The organism is Streptomyces cyaneus, assembly GCF_004028635.1.
GTDB lineage: Bacteria > Actinomycetota > Actinomycetes > Streptomycetales > Streptomycetaceae > Streptomyces > Streptomyces cyaneus.
Genome location: NZ_ML138679.1, coordinates 215718 through 236057, shown reverse-complemented (window position 1 = coordinate 236057; position 20340 = coordinate 215718). Strand labels below are relative to the sequence as shown.

Below are 20340 nucleotides of genomic sequence, written 5' to 3'. Positions count from 1 at the left end.
CCTCGTGACAACGATCACCCCCGACTCCGGGAACCAGGACGCCCCCCGCCCCTCACTTCGCTCCCAGGCGGGTGCGCCCGGTACGCTCACCGCCGTGCCACACGCTGATCAGTCCCAAACCACCCAGAAGGGGCATCCCGTGACATATCCGGGGCCGCCCAGGCCGGCGCAGCTCTCCGCCACACCCCTCGCGGAACTCGCCGATCAGCTGGGTGCCGCCGCGCCGGACCGCGCGGACGCCGTCGACGTCACGGGCATCACCCATGACTCGCGCGCCGTCCGCCCCGGCGACCTGTACGCCGCCCTCCCGGGCGCCCGCCTGCACGGCGCCGACTTCGTCACGCAGGCCGCGGGCCTCGGCGCGATCGCCGTGCTGACCGACCCGACCGGCGCCGAGCGCGCCGCCGAGACCGGCCTGCCGGTCCTGGTCGTCGACGACCCGCGCGGGCAGATGGGCGAGCTGGCGGCCACGATCTACGGCCACCCCGGCCGCGACCTGCTGCAGATCGGCATCACCGGCACCTCCGGCAAGACCACCACCGCCTACCTCGTCGAGGGTGCCCTCAAGTCCGCCCGTGCCACCGGACTCATCGGCACGGTCGAGATGCGCATCGGCGACGAGCGCATCAAGTCCGAGCGCACCACCCCCGAAGCCACCGACCTGCAGGCCCTGTTCGCCGTCATGCGCGAACGCGGCGTCGAGGCGGTCGCCATGGAGGTCTCCAGCCACGCGCTGGTCCTCGGCCGCGTCGACGGCTGCGTCTTCGACATCGCGGTCTTCACCAACCTCAGCCCGGAACACATGGAGTTCCACTCCGACATGGAGGACTACTTCCGGGCCAAAGCACAGCTGTTCACCCCGAAACGCAGCAAACTCGGCGTCGTCAACCTCGACGACGAGTACGGGCGCAGGCTGGCCAAGGAAGCCGCCGTCCCGGTCGTCACCTTCTCCGCCGAGGGCCACCCGGACGCCGACTGGCGCGCCGAGGACGTCGAAGTCGGCCCCATGGACTCGACGTTCACCGTGATCGGCCCCAAGGGCGAGCGGATCGCCGCCAGGTCGCCGATCGCGGGCCCCTTCAACGTGGCGAACACCCTCGCCGCCATCACCGCCCTGGCCGCCGCCGGCCTCGACGCCCAGGCCGCCGCCGACGGCATCGCCGCGGTGCCGGGAGTGCCGGGCCGCCTGGAGCGGGTGGACGCGGGGCAGCCGTATCTCGCGGTCGTGGACTACGCGCACAAGACCGACGCCGTCGAGTCGGTGCTCAAGGCGCTCCGCAAGGTCACCGAGGGCAGGCTGCACGTCGTGCTCGGCTGCGGCGGGGACCGCGACACGACCAAGCGCGTGCCGATGGGGGCCGCCGTGGCCCGGCTCGCCGACACCGCCGTACTGACCTCCGACAACCCCCGTTCCGAGGACCCCCTGGCGATCCTCGCAACCATGCTCCAGGGCGCGGCGTCCGTGCCGGCGCACGAGCGTGGCGAGGTCCAGGTCTTCGAGGACCGGGCCGCCGCGATCACCGCAGCCGTCGCCCGCGCCCAGCCCGGCGACACCGTGCTGGTCGCCGGCAAGGGCCATGAGCAGGGCCAGGACATCGCCGGAGTGGTCCGTCCCTTCGACGACCGCCAGGTGCTTCGCGAAGCTATCCAGAAGACTCAGGGATGAACTTGTGATCGCCCTCTCTCTCGCCGAGATCGCAGAAGTCGTCGGCGGGCAGTCGTACGACATACCGGATCCATCCGTCCAGGTCACCGGACCGGTCGTCCGGGACTCCCGTGAAGTCGAGCCCGGCACCCTCTTCGCCGCCTTCGTCGGCGAGCGCGTGGACGGCCACGACTTCGCCCAGCAGGTCGTCGAAGCGGGCGCGGTCGCCGTACTGGCGTCGCGCCCCGTCGGTGTTCCCGCGATCGTGGTGGCGGACGTCCAGAAGGCCCTCGGTGCCCTGGCCCGCCATGTCGTACGACGGCTCGGCGCGACCCTCGTGGCCCTGACCGGCTCGGCGGGCAAGACCAGCACCAAGGACCTGATCGCCCAGGTGCTCCAGCGCAAGGCGCCCACCGTGTGGACGCCGGGCTCGCTCAACAACGAGATCGGGCTGCCGCTGACCGCCCTCAGCGCCACCGAGGAGACCAGGTTCCTCGTCCTGGAGATGGGCGCCCGCGGCATCGGCCACATCCGCTACCTCACCGATCTGACGCCCCCGAAGATCGGCCTCGTGCTCAACGTCGGCACCGCCCACATCGGCGAGTTCGGCGGCCGTGAGCAGATCGCGCAGGCCAAGGGCGAGCTCGTCGAGGGCCTGCCGGCATCGGAAGACGGCGGCGCCGCGATCCTCAACGCCGACGATCCCCTCGTACGGGCCATGGCGTCCCGTACGAAGGCGAAGGTGATCCTTTTCGGAGAGTCAGGCGAAGCGGACGTACGCGCCGAGAACGTGAGACTCACGGACAGCGGACAGCCTGCTTTCACTCTTCACACACCCTCCGGTGCAAGCGATGTGACCATGCGCCTGTACGGTGAGCACCACGTGTCGAACGCGCTCGCCGCGGCCGCCGTCGCCCATGAGCTGGGCATGTCCGCGGAAGAGATCGCCACCGCGCTCTCCGAGGCGGGCTCCCTCTCCCGCTGGCGGATGGAGGTCACCGAGCGCCCGGACGGTGTGACCGTCGTCAACGACGCCTACAACGCCAACCCGGAGTCCATGCGGGCCGCCCTGCGCGCGCTCGCGGCCATGGGGAAGGGACGGCGGACCTGGGCGGTGCTCGGCAAGATGGCCGAGCTCGGGGACGAGGCGCTCGCCGAGCACGACGCGGTCGGACGGCTCGCCGTCCGGCTCAACGTCAGCAAGCTCGTCGCGGTCGGGGGCAGGGAAGCGTCCTGGCTGCAACTGGGCGCATATAACGAGGGTTCGTGGGGTGAGGAGTCGGTGCACGTGTCCGACGCACAGGCGGCGGTCGACCTGTTGCGCAGCGAGTTGCGCCCGGGGGACGTCGTACTCGTGAAGGCGTCCCGTTCCGTGGGGTTGGAGAGCGTCGCCGAGGCGCTGCTCGGGACCGGTGCCGAGGGTGAGGTTGCCGCCCGATGATGAAGCAGATCCTGTTCGCAGGAGTCATTGGTCTCTTCCTGACCCTGATCGGCACCCCACTGCTGATCAAGCTCCTCGCGCGCAAGGGCTACGGCCAGTACATCCGCGACGACGGCCCGCGCGAGCACGCCAGCAAGCGCGGTACGCCGACCATGGGCGGTATCGCCTTCATCCTGGCGACGGTCGCCGCCTACTTCCTGTCGAAGCTCATCACGGGCAAGCCGCCGACCTACTCCGGTGTGCTGGTGCTCGGCCTGATGGTCGGCATGGGTCTGGTCGGCTTCCTCGACGACTACATCAAGATCGTCAAGCGGCGCTCGCTGGGCCTGCGGGCCAAGGCGAAGATGGCCGGCCAGCTGACCGGCGGCATCGCCTTCGCGGTGCTCTCGCTGCAGTTCGAGGACGTCCGCGGCAACACCCCGGCGTCCACGAAGCTGTCGTTCATCACCGACTTCGGCTGGACCATCGGCCCGGTGCTGTTCGTCGTCTGGGCGCTGTTCATGATCCTCGCGATGTCGAACGGCGTGAACCTCACCGACGGTCTGGACGGCCTGGCCACCGGCGCCTCCGTGCTCGTCTTCGGCGCCTACACGTTCATCGGTGTGTGGCAGTACCAGGAGTCCTGCGCCAACGCGCAGACCCTGACCAACCCCAACGCCTGTTACGAGGTACGCGATCCACTCGACCTCGCCGTCGTCTCCGCCGCCCTGATGGGCGCCTGCCTCGGCTTCCTGTGGTGGAACACGTCGCCGGCCAAGATCTTCATGGGTGACACCGGCTCGCTCGCCCTCGGCGGTGTGCTCGCCGGTCTCGCGATCTGCTCCCGCACCGAATTCCTGCTCGCCATCCTCGGCGGCCTGTTCGTGCTGATCACCATGTCGGTGGTCATCCAGGTCGGCTCCTTCCGCCTCACCGGCAAGCGCGTCTTCAGGATGGCGCCACTGCAGCACCACTTCGAACTCAAGGGCTGGTCCGAAGTCCTTGTGGTGGTCCGCTTCTGGATCATCCAGGGCATCTGTGTGATTGTCGGACTTGGCCTCTTCTACGCGGGATGGGCAGCCGAAAAGTGACCGACTGGCAGGGGAAGAACGTCACCGTCGCCGGGCTCGGCGTCTCCGGGATCCCGGCGGCCAAGGTGCTGCACGGCCTCGGCGCGAAGGTCACCGTCGTCAACGACGGCGACGACGCACGCGCGCGTGCCCAGGCCGCCGAACTGGAGGCCCTGGGCATCACCGTGCGCCTCGGCGACGGAGCGACCCTGCCCGAAGGCACCGAGCTGATCGTCACCGCCCCCGGCTGGAAGCCCGACAAGCCGCTGTTCGCGGCGGCTCATGAAGCGGGCGTCCCGGTCTGGGGCGACGTGGAGCTGGCCTGGCGGCTGCGCGGCCCCGACGCCGCCCCCTGGCTCGCGGTCACCGGCACCAACGGCAAGACCACGACCGTCCAGATGCTGGCCTCGATCCTCAAGGCGGCGGGCCTGCGCACGGCCGCCGTCGGCAACATCGGCGTCTCGCTCCTCGACGCGGTGCTCGGCGAGGAGCAGTACGACGTCCTGGCCGTGGAGTTGTCCAGCTACCAGCTCCACTGGGCGCCCTCCCTGCGCGCCCACTCCGCCACCGTGCTGAACCTCGCCCCCGACCACCTCGACTGGCACGGCTCCATGGAGGCGTACGCGCGCGACAAGGGCCGTATCTACGAGGGCAACCGCGTCGCCTGCGTCTACAACGTCGCCGACAAGGCCACCGAGGACCTGGTGCGCGAGGCGGACGTCGAGGAGGGCTGCCGGGCCATCGGCTTCACGCTGGGCACCCCGGGGCCGTCCCAACTCGGCGTCGTCGAGGGCATCCTCGTCGACCGCGCCTTCGTCGAGAACCGGCAGAAGAACGCCCAGGAGCTCGCCGAGGTCGCCGACATCAACCCGCCGGCCCCGCACAACATCGCCAACGCCCTCGCGGCGGCGGCCCTCGCCCGGGCCTTCGGGGTGCCCCCCAAGGCCGTACGCGACGGCCTGCGGGCCTTCACCCCGGACGCCCACCGCATCGCGCACGTGGCGGACGTGGACCAGGTTGCCTACGTGGACGACTCCAAGGCCACCAACACCCACGCGGCGGAAGCGTCGTTGGCGGCGTACGACTCCATCGTCTGGATCGCGGGCGGGCTCGCCAAGGGCGCCGTCTTCGACGAGCTGGTCGCCAAGTCGGCAAAGCGACTTCGCGCAGCCGTGCTCATCGGCGCGGATCGGGGCCTGATCCGTGAAGCCCTCGCGCGACACGCGCCGGAAGTACCCGTCGTCGACCTCGACCGGACCGACACTGGGGCGATGCTCGCGGCAGTCCAGGAGGCGAAGCGGCTCGCACAGCCCGGCGACACGGTGCTCCTTGCCCCGGCCTGTGCCTCGATGGACATGTTCGCCAACTACAACCAGCGCGGTGACGTGTTCGCGGAGGCGGTTCGCGGACTCGGCGCGGGCGCCTGACGCCGGGTCTCGGCCACTGCGGGTGCTTCGGGACCCCCGCCGTGATGTGGAGGGACGCGTGACTCGGATGTGGCTGGACGGTACGCACGCCCACCGGGAGGCGGTGAGCGCCGATGCCCGGTAGCCGTACGGGAGGGCCCCCGGTCCAGCGGGCCGTTCGGCGCCCCGTCGCTCCGGGGCCGCCGCGCGACAACGCCGTACGGCGGCTCTACACGCGCCTGCACCGAGCATGGGACCGGCCGCTGACCGCGTACTACCTGATCCTCGGCGGCAGCCTGCTGATCACCGTGCTCGGCCTGGTGATGGTCTACTCGGCTTCCCAGATCACCGCGCTGCAGATGTCGCTGCCCGGGTCGTACTTCTTCCGCAAGCAACTGCTGGCCGCCGCGATCGGCACCGGGCTGCTGCTCGCCGCGTCCCGGATGCCCGTGAAGCTGCACCGGGCGCTCGCCTATCCGATCCTCGCCGGTGCCGTCTTCCTGATGGCGCTGGTGCAGGTGCCCGGGATAGGAGTCGCGGTCAACGGCAACCAGAACTGGATCGCCCTCGGCGGCTCCTTCCAGATCCAGCCCAGCGAGTTCGGCAAGCTCGCGCTGGTGCTGTGGGGCGCCGATCTGATCGCGCGCAAGCAGGACAAGAAGCTGCTGACCCAGTGGAAGCACATGCTGGTGCCGCTCGTGCCGGTCGCCTTCATGCTGCTCGGGCTGATCATGCTCGGCGGCGACATGGGTACGGCGATCATCCTGTCGGCGATCCTGTTCGGCCTGCTGTGGCTGGCGGGGGCGCCGACCCGGCTGTTCGTGGGGGTGCTGTCGGTCGCCGCCGCGATCGGCGTGATCCTCATCAAGAGCAGCGAGAACCGCATGGCCCGACTGCAGTGCCTCGGCGCCACCGAGCCACGCAGCGGCCTCGTCGACTGCTGGCAGGCGGTGCACGGCATCTATGCGCTCGCCTCCGGCGGAATCTTCGGCTCCGGACTGGGTGCGAGTGTGGAGAAATGGGGGCAACTCCCCGAAGCCCACACGGACTTCATCTTCGCCGTCACCGGTGAGGAACTGGGCTTGGCGGGGACGGTGTCGGTGCTCGCCCTCTTCGCGGCTCTAGGCTATGCGGGTATCCGCGTGGCCGGACGCACGGAGGACCCCTTCGTGAGGTATGCCGCGGGAGGTGTGACCACCTGGATCACCGCGCAAGCCGTGATCAACATCGGTGCGGTGCTCGGCCTGCTGCCGATCGCCGGTGTCCCCCTCCCGCTGTTCTCCTACGGAGGGTCCGCCCTGCTGCCGACCATGTTCGCCATCGGGCTGCTGATCGCCTTCGCACGCGACGAGCCCGCTGCGCGGGCAGCGCTTTCTGCGCGGCAACCCCGCTTTGGTAGAAAGCGTGCGGGAGGTCCCGGCCGCGGCCGGGAGCCTCGGAGATGGAACACGATGCGACGGCGTGCCTCGGCGGCGCGCTCGTCCGGAGAGCGGTGAATTTCGGTGCATGTCGTACTCGCCGGTGGGGGGACCGCCGGCCACATCGAGCCCGCGCTCGCCCTCGCGGACGCCCTGCGCAGGCAGGACCCCACCGTGGGGATCACGGCCCTGGGCACGGAGCGGGGCCTTGAGACCACGCTCGTTCCGCAGCGGGGCTACGAGCTCGCGCTGATCCCCGCCGTACCTCTGCCGCGCAAGCCGACGCCCGAGCTGATCACCGTCCCGGGCCGACTGCGCGGCACGATCAAGGCGACCGAGCAGATCCTGGAGCGCACGAAGGCGGACTGCGTCGTCGGCTTCGGCGGCTATGTCGCCCTGCCCGGCTACCTCGCCGCGAAGCGCCTCGGTGTGCCGATCGTCATCCACGAGGCCAACGCCCGCCCGGGCCTCGCCAACAAGATCGGTTCGCGGTACGCCGCCCAGGTCGCCGTCTCCACCCCGGACAGCAAGCTCCGCAACTCGCGCTACATCGGCATCCCGCTGCGCCGGACCATCGCCACCCTCGACCGTGCGGCCGTCCGCCCCGAGGCCCGCGCCGCGTTCGGTCTCGACCCGAACCTGCCCACGCTGCTGGTCTCCGGCGGCTCCCAGGGCGCGCGCCGCCTCAACGAGGTCGTCCAGCAGGTCGCGCCCTGGCTCCAGCAGGCAGGCATCCAGATCCTGCACGCGGTCGGCCCGAAGAACGAACTGCCGCAGGTGCACCAGATGCCGGGAATGCCCCCATACATCCCGGTACCGTACGTGGACCGGATGGACCTCGCGTACGCCGCGGCCGACATGATGCTCTGCCGTGCGGGCGCGATGACCGTCGCCGAACTCTCCGCCGTCGGGCTCCCGGCCGCCTATGTCCCGCTGCCCATCGGCAACGGCGAACAGCGGCTGAACGCCCAGCCGGTGGTCAAGGCCGGCGGCGGCCTGCTGGTCGACGACGCGGAACTCACGCCCGAGTGGGTGCAGCAGAACGTCCTGCCCGTGCTCGCCGACCCGCACCGGCTGTACGAGATGTCCCGCGCCGCAAGTGAGTTCGGCCGCCGGGACGCCGACGACCTGCTCGTCGGCATGGTGTACGAGGCGATCGCCTCGCACCGCCGCCAGTAACCGTATGACGGAGGGCAGGGAGCGTGGCCGGACCGACGACCGCCGAGCGCGGTGAACGCCAGCAGGAGTCGTCCGACCCGCCCCTCGTCCAGAGGTTGAGGCCGCGACGCCTTCGCCTTCGTACGATCATCATTCTTGCCGTCGTGCTCGCGCTCCTCGGCGCGGGCTCCGGCTGGCTGCTGTACGGCTCCAAGTGGCTGCGCGTCGAGCGCGTATCCGTTGCCGGGACCCGGGTTCTGACGCCCGCACAGGTTCTCGAGGCGGCCGACGTTCCCGTCGGGGCGCCGCTGATTTCCGTCGACACCGATGCGATTGAGGCACGACTGCGCCGGAAATTGCCCCGAATTGACGCGGTTGACGTAGTCCGCTCCTGGCCGCATGGAATCGGCCTGAAAGTGGTGGAACGCACTCCGGTTCTGATTGTCCAAAGAGGCGGAAAGTTCATCGAAGTGGACGATGAAGGTGTCCGATTCGCCACGGTTTCTGAGGCCCCGAAAGGCGTTCCCGCACTGGAATTGACGGTGTCTCGGTCGAGCTCCGCCGCCGCGAGCCTGCGCCGCTTCAGCGAGGGCCGTCTGGTGCGGGAGGCGGTACGGGTCGCCGGTGCCATTCCGGCCGCCGTCGCGCGTGTCACCGAGGTCGTCAAGGTCCGTTCTTACGACGACATCTCACTGGAGTTGGGTGACGGCCGGATCGTCGCATGGGGCAGTGGCGAGAAGGGTGCCGCGAAGGCTCGCACACTCACCGCTCTCATGAAAGCCTCGCCGGATGCGCGGTACTTCGACGTCAGCGTTCCCACCGCCCCTGCGTCATCCGGGAGTTGACGCACATCTGCGCAGGCCAGCACCCTGGTTGGGCAGCGACATGGCTGATCACATAGGGTGAAAAGAAAAACGGGAGGTTCGGCGTGTTCGTTGAACGTGCGCCACTTGTCGACTTAGTGTCCTGTTCAGAAGACTTCAAGGAACAGACACACTGGTAACCCTAAACTTCAGGGTTAGGGTTCGGGTCGGCGCTACGGACCGTCCCATTCGGCATCAGTCGCCGGGTTTCGCGGAGCACAGCGCTTCCCCGTGATCCGACGACCCGTAACTCGAGGCGAGAGGCCTTCGACGTGGCAGCACCGCAGAACTACCTCGCAGTCATCAAAGTCATCGGTGTCGGCGGCGGTGGTGTCAATGCCATCAACCGGATGATCGAGGTCGGTCTCAAGGGCGTCGAGTTCATCGCCATCAACACCGACGCGCAAGCTCTGTTGATGAGCGACGCCGACGTCAAGCTCGACGTCGGCCGTGAACTCACCCGCGGACTCGGCGCCGGAGCCAACCCGGCCGTCGGCCGCAAGGCCGCCGAGGACCACCGCGAGGAGATCGAAGAGGTCCTCAAGGGGGCCGACATGGTCTTCGTGACGGCCGGTGAAGGCGGCGGCACCGGCACCGGCGGCGCGCCCGTCGTGGCCAACATCGCACGCTCCCTGGGCGCCCTCACCATCGGCGTGGTCACGCGCCCGTTCACCTTCGAGGGACGGCGCCGCGCCAACCAGGCCGAGGACGGCATCGCCGAGCTCCGCGAAGAGGTCGACACCCTCATCGTCATCCCGAACGACCGGCTGCTGTCCATCTCGGACCGCCAGGTCTCGGTGCTCGACGCCTTCAAGTCGGCCGACCAGGTCCTCCTCTCCGGTGTCCAGGGCATCACCGACCTCATCACCACGCCCGGTCTGATCAACCTCGACTTCGCCGACGTCAAGTCGGTCATGTCCGAGGCCGGTTCGGCCCTCATGGGCATCGGCTCGGCCCGCGGCGACGACCGCGCGGTGGCCGCGGCCGAGATGGCGATCTCCTCGCCGCTGCTCGAGGCGTCCATCGACGGCGCCCGGGGCGTGCTGCTCTCCATCTCCGGCGGCTCCGACCTCGGCCTGTTCGAGATCAACGAAGCGGCCCAGCTGGTCAGCGAGGCCGCCCACCCCGAGGCCAACATCATCTTCGGCGCCGTCATCGACGACGCCCTCGGCGACGAGGTCCGGGTCACCGTGATCGCGGCCGGCTTCGACGGGGGTCAGCCGCCGGCCCGGCGGGACAACGTCCTCGGCTCGACGTCCTCCTCGTCCTCGTCCTCGACCTCGTCCGCGCCCCGCCGCGAGGAGCCCACTCCGGTACGGCAGCCCGAGAGCCGCCCGTCCTTCGGCTCGCTCGGCAGCGTCACGCCGAAGGAGGACCCCGAGCCCGCCGCGCCGGACCCGGTGGCCGACATCCCGGTCGCCCCGCCGGTCCCGCCGTCGCGGACCTACGCCGACAGCGCGGCGGAAGAGCTGGACGTCCCGGACTTCCTTAAGTGATCCTTCTGACGTGATAGCACAGCGCGACATCGTGAGCGGCGCGCACTTCGCCTTCACCGACCGGTGGGGCGGGGTGAGCGCCGCTCCGTATGAGGAGCTCAATCTCGGCGGAGCGGTCGGCGACGATCCCGAAGCCGTACTGACCAATCGCGAGCTCGCCGCCAAGTCGCTCGGGCTCGACCCGGGTGAGGTCGTCTGGATGAACCAGGTGCACGGGACGGACGTCGCGGTGGTCGACGGGCCATGGCGTGATCGTCCGGTGCCCGGCGTCGACGCGATCGTCACGGCGCGGCGGGGTCTTGCCCTCGCCGTTCTCACTGCCGACTGCGTGCCGGTCCTGTTGGCCGACCCGGTCGCCGGGATCGTCGCCGCGGCCCACGCGGGGCGGCCCGGCATGGTCGCCGGGGTCGTCCCGGCAGCGCTACGCGCGATGACGGAACTGGGCGCCGACCCCGCCCGGATCGTCGCCCGCACCGGCCCCGCCGTCTGCGGCCGGTGCTACGAGGTGCCGGAGGCGATGCGCGCCGAGGTGGCCGCCGTCGAGCCGACGGCGCACGCCGAGACGAGTTGGGGCACGCCGGCGGTCGATGTGGCCGCAGGGGTGCACGCGCAGCTCGCACGGCGCGGCGTGCGCGACCGGGAGCATTCACCGGTGTGCACGCGGGAGTCGGGCGACCACTTCTCGTACCGCCGCGACCGCACCACCGGTCGGCTCGCGGGCTATGTGTGGCTGGACTGAATGGACATGACGGACCGTAAGGACGAACTCGCCGAAAACCTGGCGAAGGTGGAGGACCGTATCGCCGCCGCCTGCGCGGCCGCCGGGCGCGGCCGCGAGGAGGTGACCCTGATCGTGGTCACCAAGACCTACCCGGCGAGCGATGTGCGGATGCTGTCGGAACTCGGTGTGCGCCATGTCGCCGAGAACCGCGATCAGGACGCGGCACCGAAGGCCGCCGAATGCTCGGATCTGCCCCTTGCGTGGCATTTTGTCGGCCAGTTGCAGACCAACAAAGTGCGATCTGTGGTCGGTTACGCGGATCTCGTGCAGTCCGTCGATCGTTCCAAGCTGGTGACGGCCCTGTCGAAGGAGGCCGTACGGCAGGAGCGCGAAGTGGGCTGCCTCATCCAGGTCGCGCTGGATGCGGGGGAGCGCGAGCGGGGCGAGAGAGGTGGTGTGGCGCCGGGCGGGATCGAAGAGTTGGCCGACCTCGTCGCGAAGGCTCCGGGGCTGCGGCTCGACGGCCTCATGACCGTCGCCCCGCTCACCGGGGAGTACGCGGGGCACCAACAGGCGGCGTTCGAGCGGTTGATGGATTTGTCGACCGACCTGCGCCGAGCTCATCCGACTGCGAACATGGTGTCGGCAGGAATGAGTGCGGACCTCGAGGAGGCCGTGGCGGCCGGTGCGACACATGTGCGCGTCGGCACTGCGGTACTCGGAGTCCGCCCCAGGCTCGGGTAACGTCGCCAAGAAGTCGGACCACAGCAGAAAATATGGTCAATGTCGCCGAAAGGCGGGCGTAACGACCGCGTGGATCGCGGGCACTTGGCAGTCGATCCACCACAGAGCGGAGGACTCAGAGCATGGCCGGCGCGATGCGCAAGATGGCGGTCTACCTCGGCCTCGTGGAGGACGATGGGTACGACGGCCGGGGGTTCGACCCCGACGACGACTTCGAGCCCGAACTGGACCCGGAGCCGGAGCGGGACCACCGACGGCACGAGCCGTCGCACCAGTCGCACAGTGCACATCAGTCCCAAAGGGACGAAGAGGTGCGAATCGTACAGCCGCCCGCGCCGCGTGAACCCGTGGCCCGATCGACTTCGCTACCCGCGGAATCCAGCCGCCCGGCACGCATCGCGCCCGTGGCGTCCATCACACAAGAACGCGCAAGCCTGGAGAAGAACGCACCGGTGATCATGCCCAAGGTTGTGTCGGAACGAGAGCCTTACCGGATCACCACGCTTCACCCGCGGACCTACAACGAGGCCCGTACCATCGGGGAACACTTCCGTGAAGGCACTCCGGTGATCATGAATCTGACTGAGATGGATGACACAGACGCCAAGCGACTTGTCGACTTTGCGGCCGGTTTGGTGTTTGGTCTTCACGGCAGCATCGAGCGGGTGACGCAGAAGGTGTTCCTGTTGTCGCCTGCTAACGTCGATGTCACGGCGGAGGACAAGGCCCGTATCGCAGAGGGCGGGTTCTTCAACCAGAGCTGAGACGCACTACCGGAAACAACCGCACGGAACAGGGAACAGGGGAGAGGGAAGCACCAGTCATGAGCGTGGTCTTGCAGGTTCTCTACATCGCGCTGATGGTCTTCCTCATCGTGCTCATCTTCCGGTTGGTCATGGACTACGTCTTCCAGTTCGCCCGCTCGTGGCAACCCGGCAAGGCGATGGTGGTCGTTCTGGAGGCCACCTACACTGTCACTGATCCACCGCTCAAGCTTCTGCGGCGGGTCATCCCGCCGCTGCGTCTCGGGGGCGTGGCGCTCGACCTGTCCTTCTTCGTTCTGATGATCATCGTCTACATCCTGATCACGCTCGTGCGGAGCGCGATGTGAGCGATGTGACAGATACGGTCTTGCCGACTGCCGACCACTACGTTGAGGTGAAGAGATGCCGTTGACCCCCGAGGACGTGCGGAACAAGCAGTTCACGACCGTCCGCCTCCGAGAAGGCTATGACGAGGACGAGGTCGATGCCTTCCTCGATGAGGTCGAAGCCGAACTGACGCGCCTGCTCCGCGAGAACGAGGACCTGCGCGCCAAGCTGGCCGCGGCCACGCGCGCTGCTGCTCAGAACCAGCAGAACATGCGCAAGCCCCCGGAGGGTCCCGGCGGCCCGCAGGACCAGCAGCAGGGTGGCGGCATGCCTCAGCAGGGCATGCGCGGTCCCGGCGCTCCTGTACCCGCCGGCATATCGGGCCCGCCGCAGCAGCAGATGGGTGGCCCCATGGGAGGCCCGCCCCAGCTGCCCAGCGGTGCTCCGCAGCTGCCCGCCGGTCCCGGCGGTCAGGGTGGCCCGCAGGGTCCCGGTCCGATGGGCCAGGGTCCGGGGCCGATGGGCCAGCCCCCCATGCAGCAGCAGATGGGTGGCCCGATGGGCGGTCCTATGGGTGGCCACGGCCCCATGGGCGGCCCGGGTCAGGGTGGCCCCGGTGGCGACAGCGCCGCCCGTGTCCTCTCGCTGGCCCAGCAGACCGCCGACCAGGCGATCGCCGAGGCTCGTTCCGAGGCCAACAAGATCGTCGGCGAGGCGCGTTCGCGTGCCGAGGGTCTCGAGCGTGACGCCCGTGCCAAGGCTGACGCCCTGGAGCGGGACGCGCAGGAGAAGCACCGCGTCGCGATGGGCTCCCTGGAGTCCGCCCGCGCCACGCTGGAGCGCAAGGTCGAGGACCTGCGCGGCTTCGAGCGCGAGTACCGCACGCGGCTGAAGTCCTACCTCGAGTCCCAGCTGCGCCAGCTGGAGACCCAGTCGGACGACTCGCTCGCCCCGCCGCGGACCCCGGCCACGGCGTCCCTCCCGCCGTCCCCGGCGCCTTCCATGGCACCGGCCGGCGCGAGTGCCCCGTCGTACGGCGGCAACCAGACGATGGGCGGCGCCCCGTCTCCGGCTGCTCCGTCCTACGGCGGTCAGCAGCAGATGTCCCCGGCGATGACCCAGCCCATGGCACCGGTCCGGCCGCAGGGTCCGTCCCCGATGGGCCAGGCTCCGTCTCCGATGCGCGGGTTCCTCATCGACGAGGACGACAACTGACGGTTGGTAGTACGCCTTAGGCGTCGGCAGCGTTCAGGGCGGGGCCCCGGATTTCGATCCGGGGCCCCGCCCTTTTGCTACGCGTGTTCACGGAGTTTGCGGTGTTTGTTCGGGGGTGGGGTGCGGTGTCCGACGTACACAACGCCGAAGGCCCGGGACCACCAAGATTCTTTGGCGGTCCCGGGCCTTCGGATGTTCGGCCGAGCCTCGCTACGCCTTGCGCAGGCGGAACGTCAGGGTCAGGGGCTCGTCCGTGAACGGAGAGCCGTACGTGTCGTCCGCCTCGCCCTGGGCGAAGTCCGTCGCGAGGACCTCGTCGGCGATGAGCTCGGCGTTGTCGCCCAGCGCCGCGATCGTCGCCTTGTCCGTTGCCGTCCAGCGCAGGGCGATGCGGTCAGCCACGTCCAGGCCGCTGTTCTTGCGGGCCTCCTGGATCAGGCGGATCGCGTCACGGGCCAGGCCCGCGCGGCGCAGCTCCTCCGTGATCTCCAGGTCCAGCGCGACCGTCGCACCCGAGTCCGACGCCACGGACCAGCCCTCGCGCGGGGTCTCCGTGATGATCACCTCGTCCGGGGCGAGGGTGACCGTCTCGCCGTCGACCTCGACGGACGCCGTGCCCTCGCGCAGGGCCAGGGACAGCGCTGCCGCGTCCGCGTTCGCGATGGCCTTCGCCACATCCTGGACGCGCTTGCCGAATCGCTTGCCCAGGGCGCGGAAGTTGGCCTTGGCGGTGGTGTCGACCAGGCTGCCGCCCACCTCGGAGAGCGACGCCAGCGACGAGACGTTCAGCTCCTCGGTGATCTGCGTGTGCAGCTCGCGGTCGAGGGTCTCGAAGCCGGTGGCCGCCACCAGGGCACGGGACAGCGGCTGGCGGGTCTTCACGCCCGACTCCGCGCGCGTGGCGCGACCCAGCTCGACCAGTCGGCGAACCAGGACCATCTGCTTCGACAGCTCCGGGTCGATCGCCGACAGGTCGGCCTGCGGCCAGGCCGTCAGGTGGACCGACTCCGGGGCGCCCGGGGTGACGGGCACGACCAGGTCCTGCCAGACCCGCTCGGTGATGAACGGGGTCAGCGGGGCCATCAGCTTCGTGACCGTCTCGACGACCTCGTGCAGGGTGCGCAGCGCCGCCTTGTCGCCCTGCCAGAAGCGGCGACGGGAGCGGCGGACGTACCAGTTCGACAGGTCGTCGACGAACGCCGAGAGCAGCTTGCCGGCGCGCTGGGTGTCGTACGCCTCCAGGGACTGGGTCACCTGGTCGGTCAGCGCGTGCAGTTCGGACAGCAGCCAGCGGTCCAGGACCGGGCGGTCGGCCGGGGCCGGGTCGGCCTCGGAGGGCGCCCAGTTCGACGTGCGGGCGTACAGGGCCTGGAAGGCGACCGTGTTCCAGTAGGTGAGGAGGGTCTTCCGCACCACCTCCTGGATCGTGCCGTGGCCCACGCGGCGTGCCGCCCACGGGGAGCCGCCGGCCGCCATGAACCAGCGCACCGCGTCGGCGCCGTGCCGGTCCATCAGCGGGATCGGGTCCAGGGTGTTGCCCAGGTGCTTGGACATCTTGCGGCCGTCCTCGGCCAGGATGTGGCCGAGGCAGACGACGTTCTCGTACGAGGACTTGTCGAAGACGAGCGTGCCGACCGCCATCAGCGTGTAGAACCAGCCGCGGGTCTGGTCGATGGCCTCGCTGATGAACTGCGCCGGGTAGCGGCTCTCGAAGAGCTCCTTGTTCTTGTGCGGGTAGCCCCACTGCGCGAACGGCATCGAACCCGAGTCGTACCAGGCGTCGATGACCTCCGGCACGCGCGTGGCCGTCTTGGCGCAGCCGTCGTGACGGCAGGCGAAGGTGACGTCGTCGATGTACGGGCGGTGCGGGTCAAGTCCCGACTGGTCGGTGCCGGTCAGCTCGGTGAGCTCCGCGCGCGAGCCGACGCAGGTGAGGTGGTCGTCCTCGCAGCGCCAGATCGGCAGCGGGGTGCCCCAGTAGCGGTTGCGGGACAGCGCCCAGTCGATGTTGTTGTTCAGCCAGTCGCCGAAGCGGCCGTGCTTGACCGTGTCGGGGAACCAGTTGGTGTTCTCGTTCTCCTCGAGGAGGCGGTCCTTGACGGCCGTGGTGCGGATGTACCAGGACGGCTGCGCGTAGTAGAGGAGCGCGGTGTGGCAGCGCCAGCAGTGCGGGTAGCTGTGCTCGTACGGGATGTGCTTGAAGAGCAGACCGCGCTGCTGGAGGTCCTCGGTGAGCTTTTCGTCCGCCTTCTTGAAGAAGACGCCGCCGACCAGGGGGACGTCCTCTTCGAAGGTGCCGTCGGGGCGGACGGGGTTCACGACAGGCAGGCCGTACGCGCGGCAGACCTTGAGGTCGTCCTCACCGAAGGCGGGTGACTGGTGGACCAGACCCGTACCGTCCTCGGTCGTGACGTACTCGGCGTTGACGACGAAATGCGCCGGTGCCGGGAACTCGACCAGCTCGAACGGACGTTGATAGGTCCAGCGCTCCATCTCGGCGCCGGTGAAGGTCTGGCCGGTGGTCTCCCAGCCCTCGCCGAGGGCCTTGGCGACGAGCGGCTCGGCGACGACGAGCTTCTCCTCGCCGTTGGTCGCTACGACGTAGCTGACCTCGGGGTGCGCGGCGACCGCCGTGTTGGACACCAGGGTCCAGGGGGTCGTCGTCCACACCAGGAGCGCGGCTTCGCCGGCGAGCGGACCGGAGGTGAGGGGGAAACGGACGTACACCGAGGGGTCGACGACCGTCTCGTAGCCCTGCGCCAGCTCGTGGTCGGACAGGCCGGTGCCGCAGCGGGGGCACCAGGGGGCGACGCGGTGGTCCTGGACCAGCAGGTCCTTGTCGAAGATCTCCTTGAGCGACCACCAGACGGACTCGATGTACTCGGGGTCCATCGTGACGTACGCCTCGTCGAGGTCGACCCAGTAGCCCATGCGGGTCGTCAGCTGGGAGAACGCGTCGGTGTGGCGCAGCACGGACTCACGGCACTTGGCGTTGAACTCGGCGATGCCGTACGCCTCGATGTCCTTCTTGCCGCTGAAGCCGAGCTCCTTCTCGACCGCCAGCTCCACCGGGAGGCCATGGCAGTCCCAGCCGGCCTTGCGGGCGACGTGGTAGCCGCGCATGGTGCGGAAGCGGGGGAAGACGTCCTTGAAGACGCGGGCCTCGATGTGGTGGGCGCCGGGCATGCCGTTGGCGGTGGGCGGGCCCTCGTAGAACACCCACTCGGGGCGGCCCTCGGACTGCTCCAGGCTCTTGGCGAAGATCTTCTGCTCGCGCCAGAAGTCGAGCACGGCGTGCTCGAGCGCGGGCAGGTCGACCTGGGCGGGTACCTGGCGGTACGTCGGCGTTGTCATCAGCGAGCTTCCTCCGGCGGACTTGCTGCCTTCCGTCCGGAGGGACGAGAGCTGTGTCTTTCCGTACGCCGGTTTCGGCGCGCTCCCGCGGTACCACCCTCCTTGGCCCTCCGACGCGGGGTGTGCGTCGGTGAGCCCCCTCATTGGGGTCGCGATGCCGGTTCTACCGACCGCTGCCGTTCGGCTGCGGCTTTCTTCCGGCGGCTCCGGGGTGATCTTCACGTCGCGCTCGCCCCCGGGCTTCCACCGTCCCCGGGTCGCTCTGGGCTGCGTACGTCGCTACTCGTCCCCATCCACGCTTTTCGCTCCGCCCAGTGTACGGCGCCGCGCGGACAGCGGCCGACCGGATTTTCGGGGCGTGGGAGCGGGGGTGCCGGCCCGGCCGGGATGACCCGAATGGATCGGTACGCGTGTTCGGATTCTGGGACGGTCGGCTCGATTGCATACCCGGCGGGGAGCTGGGCACAACGCATGCAGGTCTGCCGCGCGGCATGCGCGAGGCGGGCGAATCGGGCGGTGTGCCCCGTTGCCGCGGGACTCAAGTCGATTTATCGTCCCAGCACGATTCGCGAGCAAGATCACAATATGTGAAGGGGCCGCGGCATGGTGGCGAAGAAGACCGCCGTACAGCAGTCGGCGTCGGGCAGATCCACCCATGCGAGTGCCTCCGGCGGTACGGGTGCCGGTGCCTCCGCAGGTGCCCATGCCTCCGGCGGTGCGGCCAAGGGGGTGGGCGGGAAAAAGAGCGCGCGGGGGAGTGCCACGGGGGCGCAGGGAGGTCCTCCTTCGGGGGTGCGGGGCGGGAAGCCGGTCAAGACGGTGCGGGGGCCTGTCGGGGGTGGGGCGGGTACGGCCGAGAAGGAGGCGGGCCATGAAACGGCCGCAGAGACGGCCGTGGCGAAGAAGGGCGCCGCAAAGAAGGGTGCGACCGAGAAAGGCACGGCCAAGAAGGCGGTGTCCAAGAAGGCCCTGTCCAAGAGGGCCGTGTCCAAGGAGGCCCTGCCCAAGGAGGCCGTGTCCGGAGGCAAGGGAGCCAAGTTGACGGCGGCCGAAGAGGCGACGGCAGAGATGGCGGTCAGGAAGAAGGCGGTCGCGAAGAAGGCGGTCACGAAGAGGTCGGCACCGAAGGAAAGTGCGGCCAAGAAGGCGGCGGCCAAGGGGAGCGCAGCCAGGAAGACCGTGGCCAAGGAAGGTGCGGCCAAGAAGGTGGCCGTGAGAGTGGCTGTGGGGAAGGAAGCGGGCGGGAAGGAAGCCGCCAGGGAGAAGGCGGCCGGCAAGAGCGCGGCCGGGGAGAAGGTGGCCGGGGAGCAGGCGGTCGGCGAGAAGGGCATCGGTGTGGGTGGGGGTGTGGAGGAGGGCGGTGCTGTGGCTGAGGGCGCCTCCGAGGTGAGCACCGCCAAGACGAGCACGTCCAGGACGGGCACCACGTCCAAGAGGGCCGCGGCCAGGAAGCGCGCGGTCGCGGAGCGGGCGGCCGGGAAGAGTGTGGTCGCCGAGAGCAGGGCCAAGAAGGCGGGCGCGGCGCAGGCCGCGGAGCAGACGGGAGCCACGACGGTGGTTGCGAAGAAGACTCCTGGCACGGCCACGGCGGCCAAGACCGCCGTTCCCAAGGCACGCATCTCCGCGGCGGTGGAGCCCGGCGAGCTGGCGGTGCGCCCCGGTGAGGACCCCTGGACCACGGAGGAGGTCGAGGAGGCACGAGCCGAGCTGATGGCCGAGGTGATGCGGCTGCGCGACGAGCTCACGTCGTCCGAGCAGTCTCTGGTCGGGCTGATGCGGGACTCCGGGGACGGTGCCGGAGACGACCAGGCGGACACCGGCGCCAAGAACATCACGCGCGAGCACGAACTGGCGCTCGCCGCCAACGCGCGCGAGATGCTCACGCAGACCGAGCGGGCCCTGGAGCGGCTCGACTCGGGCACCTACGGATTGTGCGAGAACTGCGGCAATCCGATCGGCAAGGCGCGCATGCAGGCCTTCCCGCGCGCGACCCTGTGCGTGGAGTGCAAGCAGAAGCAGGAGCGGCGGTACTGACCGGGATCCGGGTGCCGCTGGACGTGTCGTACTCTCGTCCTCAGTCAGGTACCTAGGTTGAGGGACTCACGTGGCAGAGGCGGAGCGCATCATCGGTACGCCGGATACCCCAGAGGCGGCGGGAGCCGAGCCGGAGCAGTCCGACGAGCAGGCGAAGGAAGCCGCGGCCGAGCGGCCCCGGGGCCGGCGCCGGATCGCCGTGCTGTTCGGGGTCGCAGCCTTCGCCTACGCCCTCGACCTGGTCAGCAAGATGATCGTGGTCGCCAAGCTGGAGCACCACCCGCCGATCGAGATCATCGGGGACTGGCTGAAGTTCGAGGCGATCCGCAACGCGGGCGCCGCCTTCGGTTTCGGTGAGGCCTTCACCGTGATCTTCACGGTGATCGCGGCGGCCGTGATCGTGGTGATCGCCCGGCTCGCCCGCAAGCTGTACAGCCTGCCGTGGGCGATCGCGCTGGGCCTGCTGCTCGGCGGTGCGCTGGGCAACCTCACCGACCGGATCTTCCGCTCGCCGGGCGTCTTCGAGGGCGCGGTCGTGGACTTCATCGCGCCCAAGCACTTCGCCGTGTTCAACCTGGCCGACTCGGCGATCGTGTGCGGCGGCATCCTGATCGTGCTGCTGTCGTTCAGGGGGCTGGACCCGGACGGGACCGTCCACAAGGACTGATCGCGCGTTCGGGACTGTCTCACCCGTCCGGCATACTC

Annotated in this window: 16 protein-coding genes; 15 read left to right on the top strand and 1 reads right to left on the bottom strand. The window is 69.5% G+C overall.

Going from position 1 to position 20340, the window contains the following annotated elements; translation table 11 throughout:
• Window positions 1-139: 139 nt before the first annotated feature.
• The 13 genes from EHO50_RS08160 (at window position 140) to EHO50_RS08100 (ending at window position 14247) form a co-directional block, all read left to right on the top strand.
• Window positions 140-1666 carry a UDP-N-acetylmuramoyl-L-alanyl-D-glutamate--2,6-diaminopimelate ligase gene (locus EHO50_RS08160; RefSeq protein ID WP_128429187.1) on the top strand — a complete coding sequence of 509 codons (1527 nt, stop codon included), beginning with the start codon at window positions 140-142 and terminating at the stop codon, window positions 1664-1666.
• 4 nt (window positions 1667-1670) lie between these two features.
• Window positions 1671-3086, top strand: coding sequence for a UDP-N-acetylmuramoyl-tripeptide--D-alanyl-D-alanine ligase (locus tag EHO50_RS08155; protein ID WP_128429186.1), 1416 nt, complete (start codon window positions 1671-1673; stop codon window positions 3084-3086).
• Window positions 3083-4156 carry a phospho-N-acetylmuramoyl-pentapeptide-transferase gene (gene mraY, locus EHO50_RS08150; protein ID WP_128429185.1) on the top strand — a complete coding sequence of 358 codons (1074 nt, stop codon included), beginning with the start codon at window positions 3083-3085 and terminating at the stop codon, window positions 4154-4156. Before EHO50_RS08155 ends, mraY begins: the two co-directional genes overlap by 4 nt.
• Window positions 4138-5562 (top strand): UDP-N-acetylmuramoyl-L-alanine--D-glutamate ligase, encoded by a 1425-nt coding sequence (murD, locus tag EHO50_RS08145; RefSeq protein WP_128429184.1) that lies wholly within the window; start codon window positions 4138-4140, stop codon window positions 5560-5562. Before mraY ends, murD begins: the two co-directional genes overlap by 19 nt.
• A 113-nt stretch (window positions 5563-5675) precedes the next feature.
• Window positions 5676-7037 (top strand): putative lipid II flippase FtsW, encoded by a 1362-nt coding sequence (ftsW, locus tag EHO50_RS08140; protein ID WP_128429183.1) that lies wholly within the window; start codon window positions 5676-5678, stop codon window positions 7035-7037.
• A 6-nt stretch (window positions 7038-7043) separates the two neighbouring features.
• Complete coding sequence (murG, locus tag EHO50_RS08135; protein WP_128429182.1) at window positions 7044-8138, top strand: undecaprenyldiphospho-muramoylpentapeptide beta-N-acetylglucosaminyltransferase; 1095 nt, start codon at window positions 7044-7046, stop codon at window positions 8136-8138.
• A 23-nt stretch (window positions 8139-8161) separates the two neighbouring features.
• The gene (locus EHO50_RS08130; RefSeq protein WP_128429181.1) at window positions 8162-8962 is read left to right on the top strand and encodes a cell division protein FtsQ/DivIB; all 801 of its coding nucleotides are present in this window, start codon (window positions 8162-8164) and stop codon (window positions 8960-8962) included.
• A gap of 290 nt (window positions 8963-9252) precedes the next feature.
• Window positions 9253-10476, top strand: a complete 1224-nt coding sequence (gene ftsZ, locus EHO50_RS08125; RefSeq protein WP_128429180.1) for a cell division protein FtsZ — start codon at window positions 9253-9255, stop codon at window positions 10474-10476.
• A 10-nt stretch (window positions 10477-10486) separates the two neighbouring features.
• Window positions 10487-11215 carry a peptidoglycan editing factor PgeF gene (pgeF, locus tag EHO50_RS08120; protein ID WP_128429179.1) on the top strand — a complete coding sequence of 243 codons (729 nt, stop codon included), beginning with the start codon at window positions 10487-10489 and terminating at the stop codon, window positions 11213-11215.
• Between the two features lie 6 nt (window positions 11216-11221).
• Window positions 11222-11941: a YggS family pyridoxal phosphate-dependent enzyme gene (locus EHO50_RS08115; protein ID WP_128429274.1), complete on the top strand. Its 720-nt coding sequence runs from the start codon at window positions 11222-11224 to the stop codon at window positions 11939-11941.
• A gap of 122 nt (window positions 11942-12063) precedes the next feature.
• Window positions 12064-12705: a cell division protein SepF gene (locus tag EHO50_RS08110; RefSeq protein ID WP_031483359.1), complete on the top strand. Its 642-nt coding sequence runs from the start codon at window positions 12064-12066 to the stop codon at window positions 12703-12705.
• A 59-nt stretch (window positions 12706-12764) separates the two neighbouring features.
• Window positions 12765-13052, top strand: coding sequence for a YggT family protein (locus EHO50_RS08105; protein ID WP_004001943.1), 288 nt, complete (start codon window positions 12765-12767; stop codon window positions 13050-13052).
• A gap of 55 nt (window positions 13053-13107) precedes the next feature.
• Window positions 13108-14247, top strand: a complete 1140-nt coding sequence (locus tag EHO50_RS08100) for a DivIVA domain-containing protein (protein ID WP_128429178.1) — start codon at window positions 13108-13110, stop codon at window positions 14245-14247.
• A 210-nt stretch (window positions 14248-14457) separates the two neighbouring features.
• Here EHO50_RS08100 and ileS read toward each other — a convergent pair whose 3' ends face one another.
• Window positions 14458-17601 carry an isoleucine--tRNA ligase gene (gene ileS, locus EHO50_RS08095; RefSeq protein ID WP_128429177.1) on the bottom strand — a complete coding sequence of 1048 codons (3144 nt, stop codon included), beginning with the start codon at window positions 17599-17601 and terminating at the stop codon, window positions 14458-14460.
• 603 nt (window positions 17602-18204) lie between these two features.
• Here ileS and EHO50_RS08085 point away from each other — a divergent pair.
• A complete protein-coding gene (locus EHO50_RS08085; protein ID WP_181449575.1) occupies window positions 18205-19635 on the top strand; it encodes a TraR/DksA C4-type zinc finger protein in 1431 nt (476 codons plus the stop codon).
• 70 nt (window positions 19636-19705) lie between these two features.
• Entirely contained in the window at window positions 19706-20302 is a 597-nt protein-coding gene (gene lspA / locus EHO50_RS08080; RefSeq protein ID WP_128429176.1) for a signal peptidase II, read from the top strand.
• Window positions 20303-20340 lie beyond the last annotated feature (38 nt).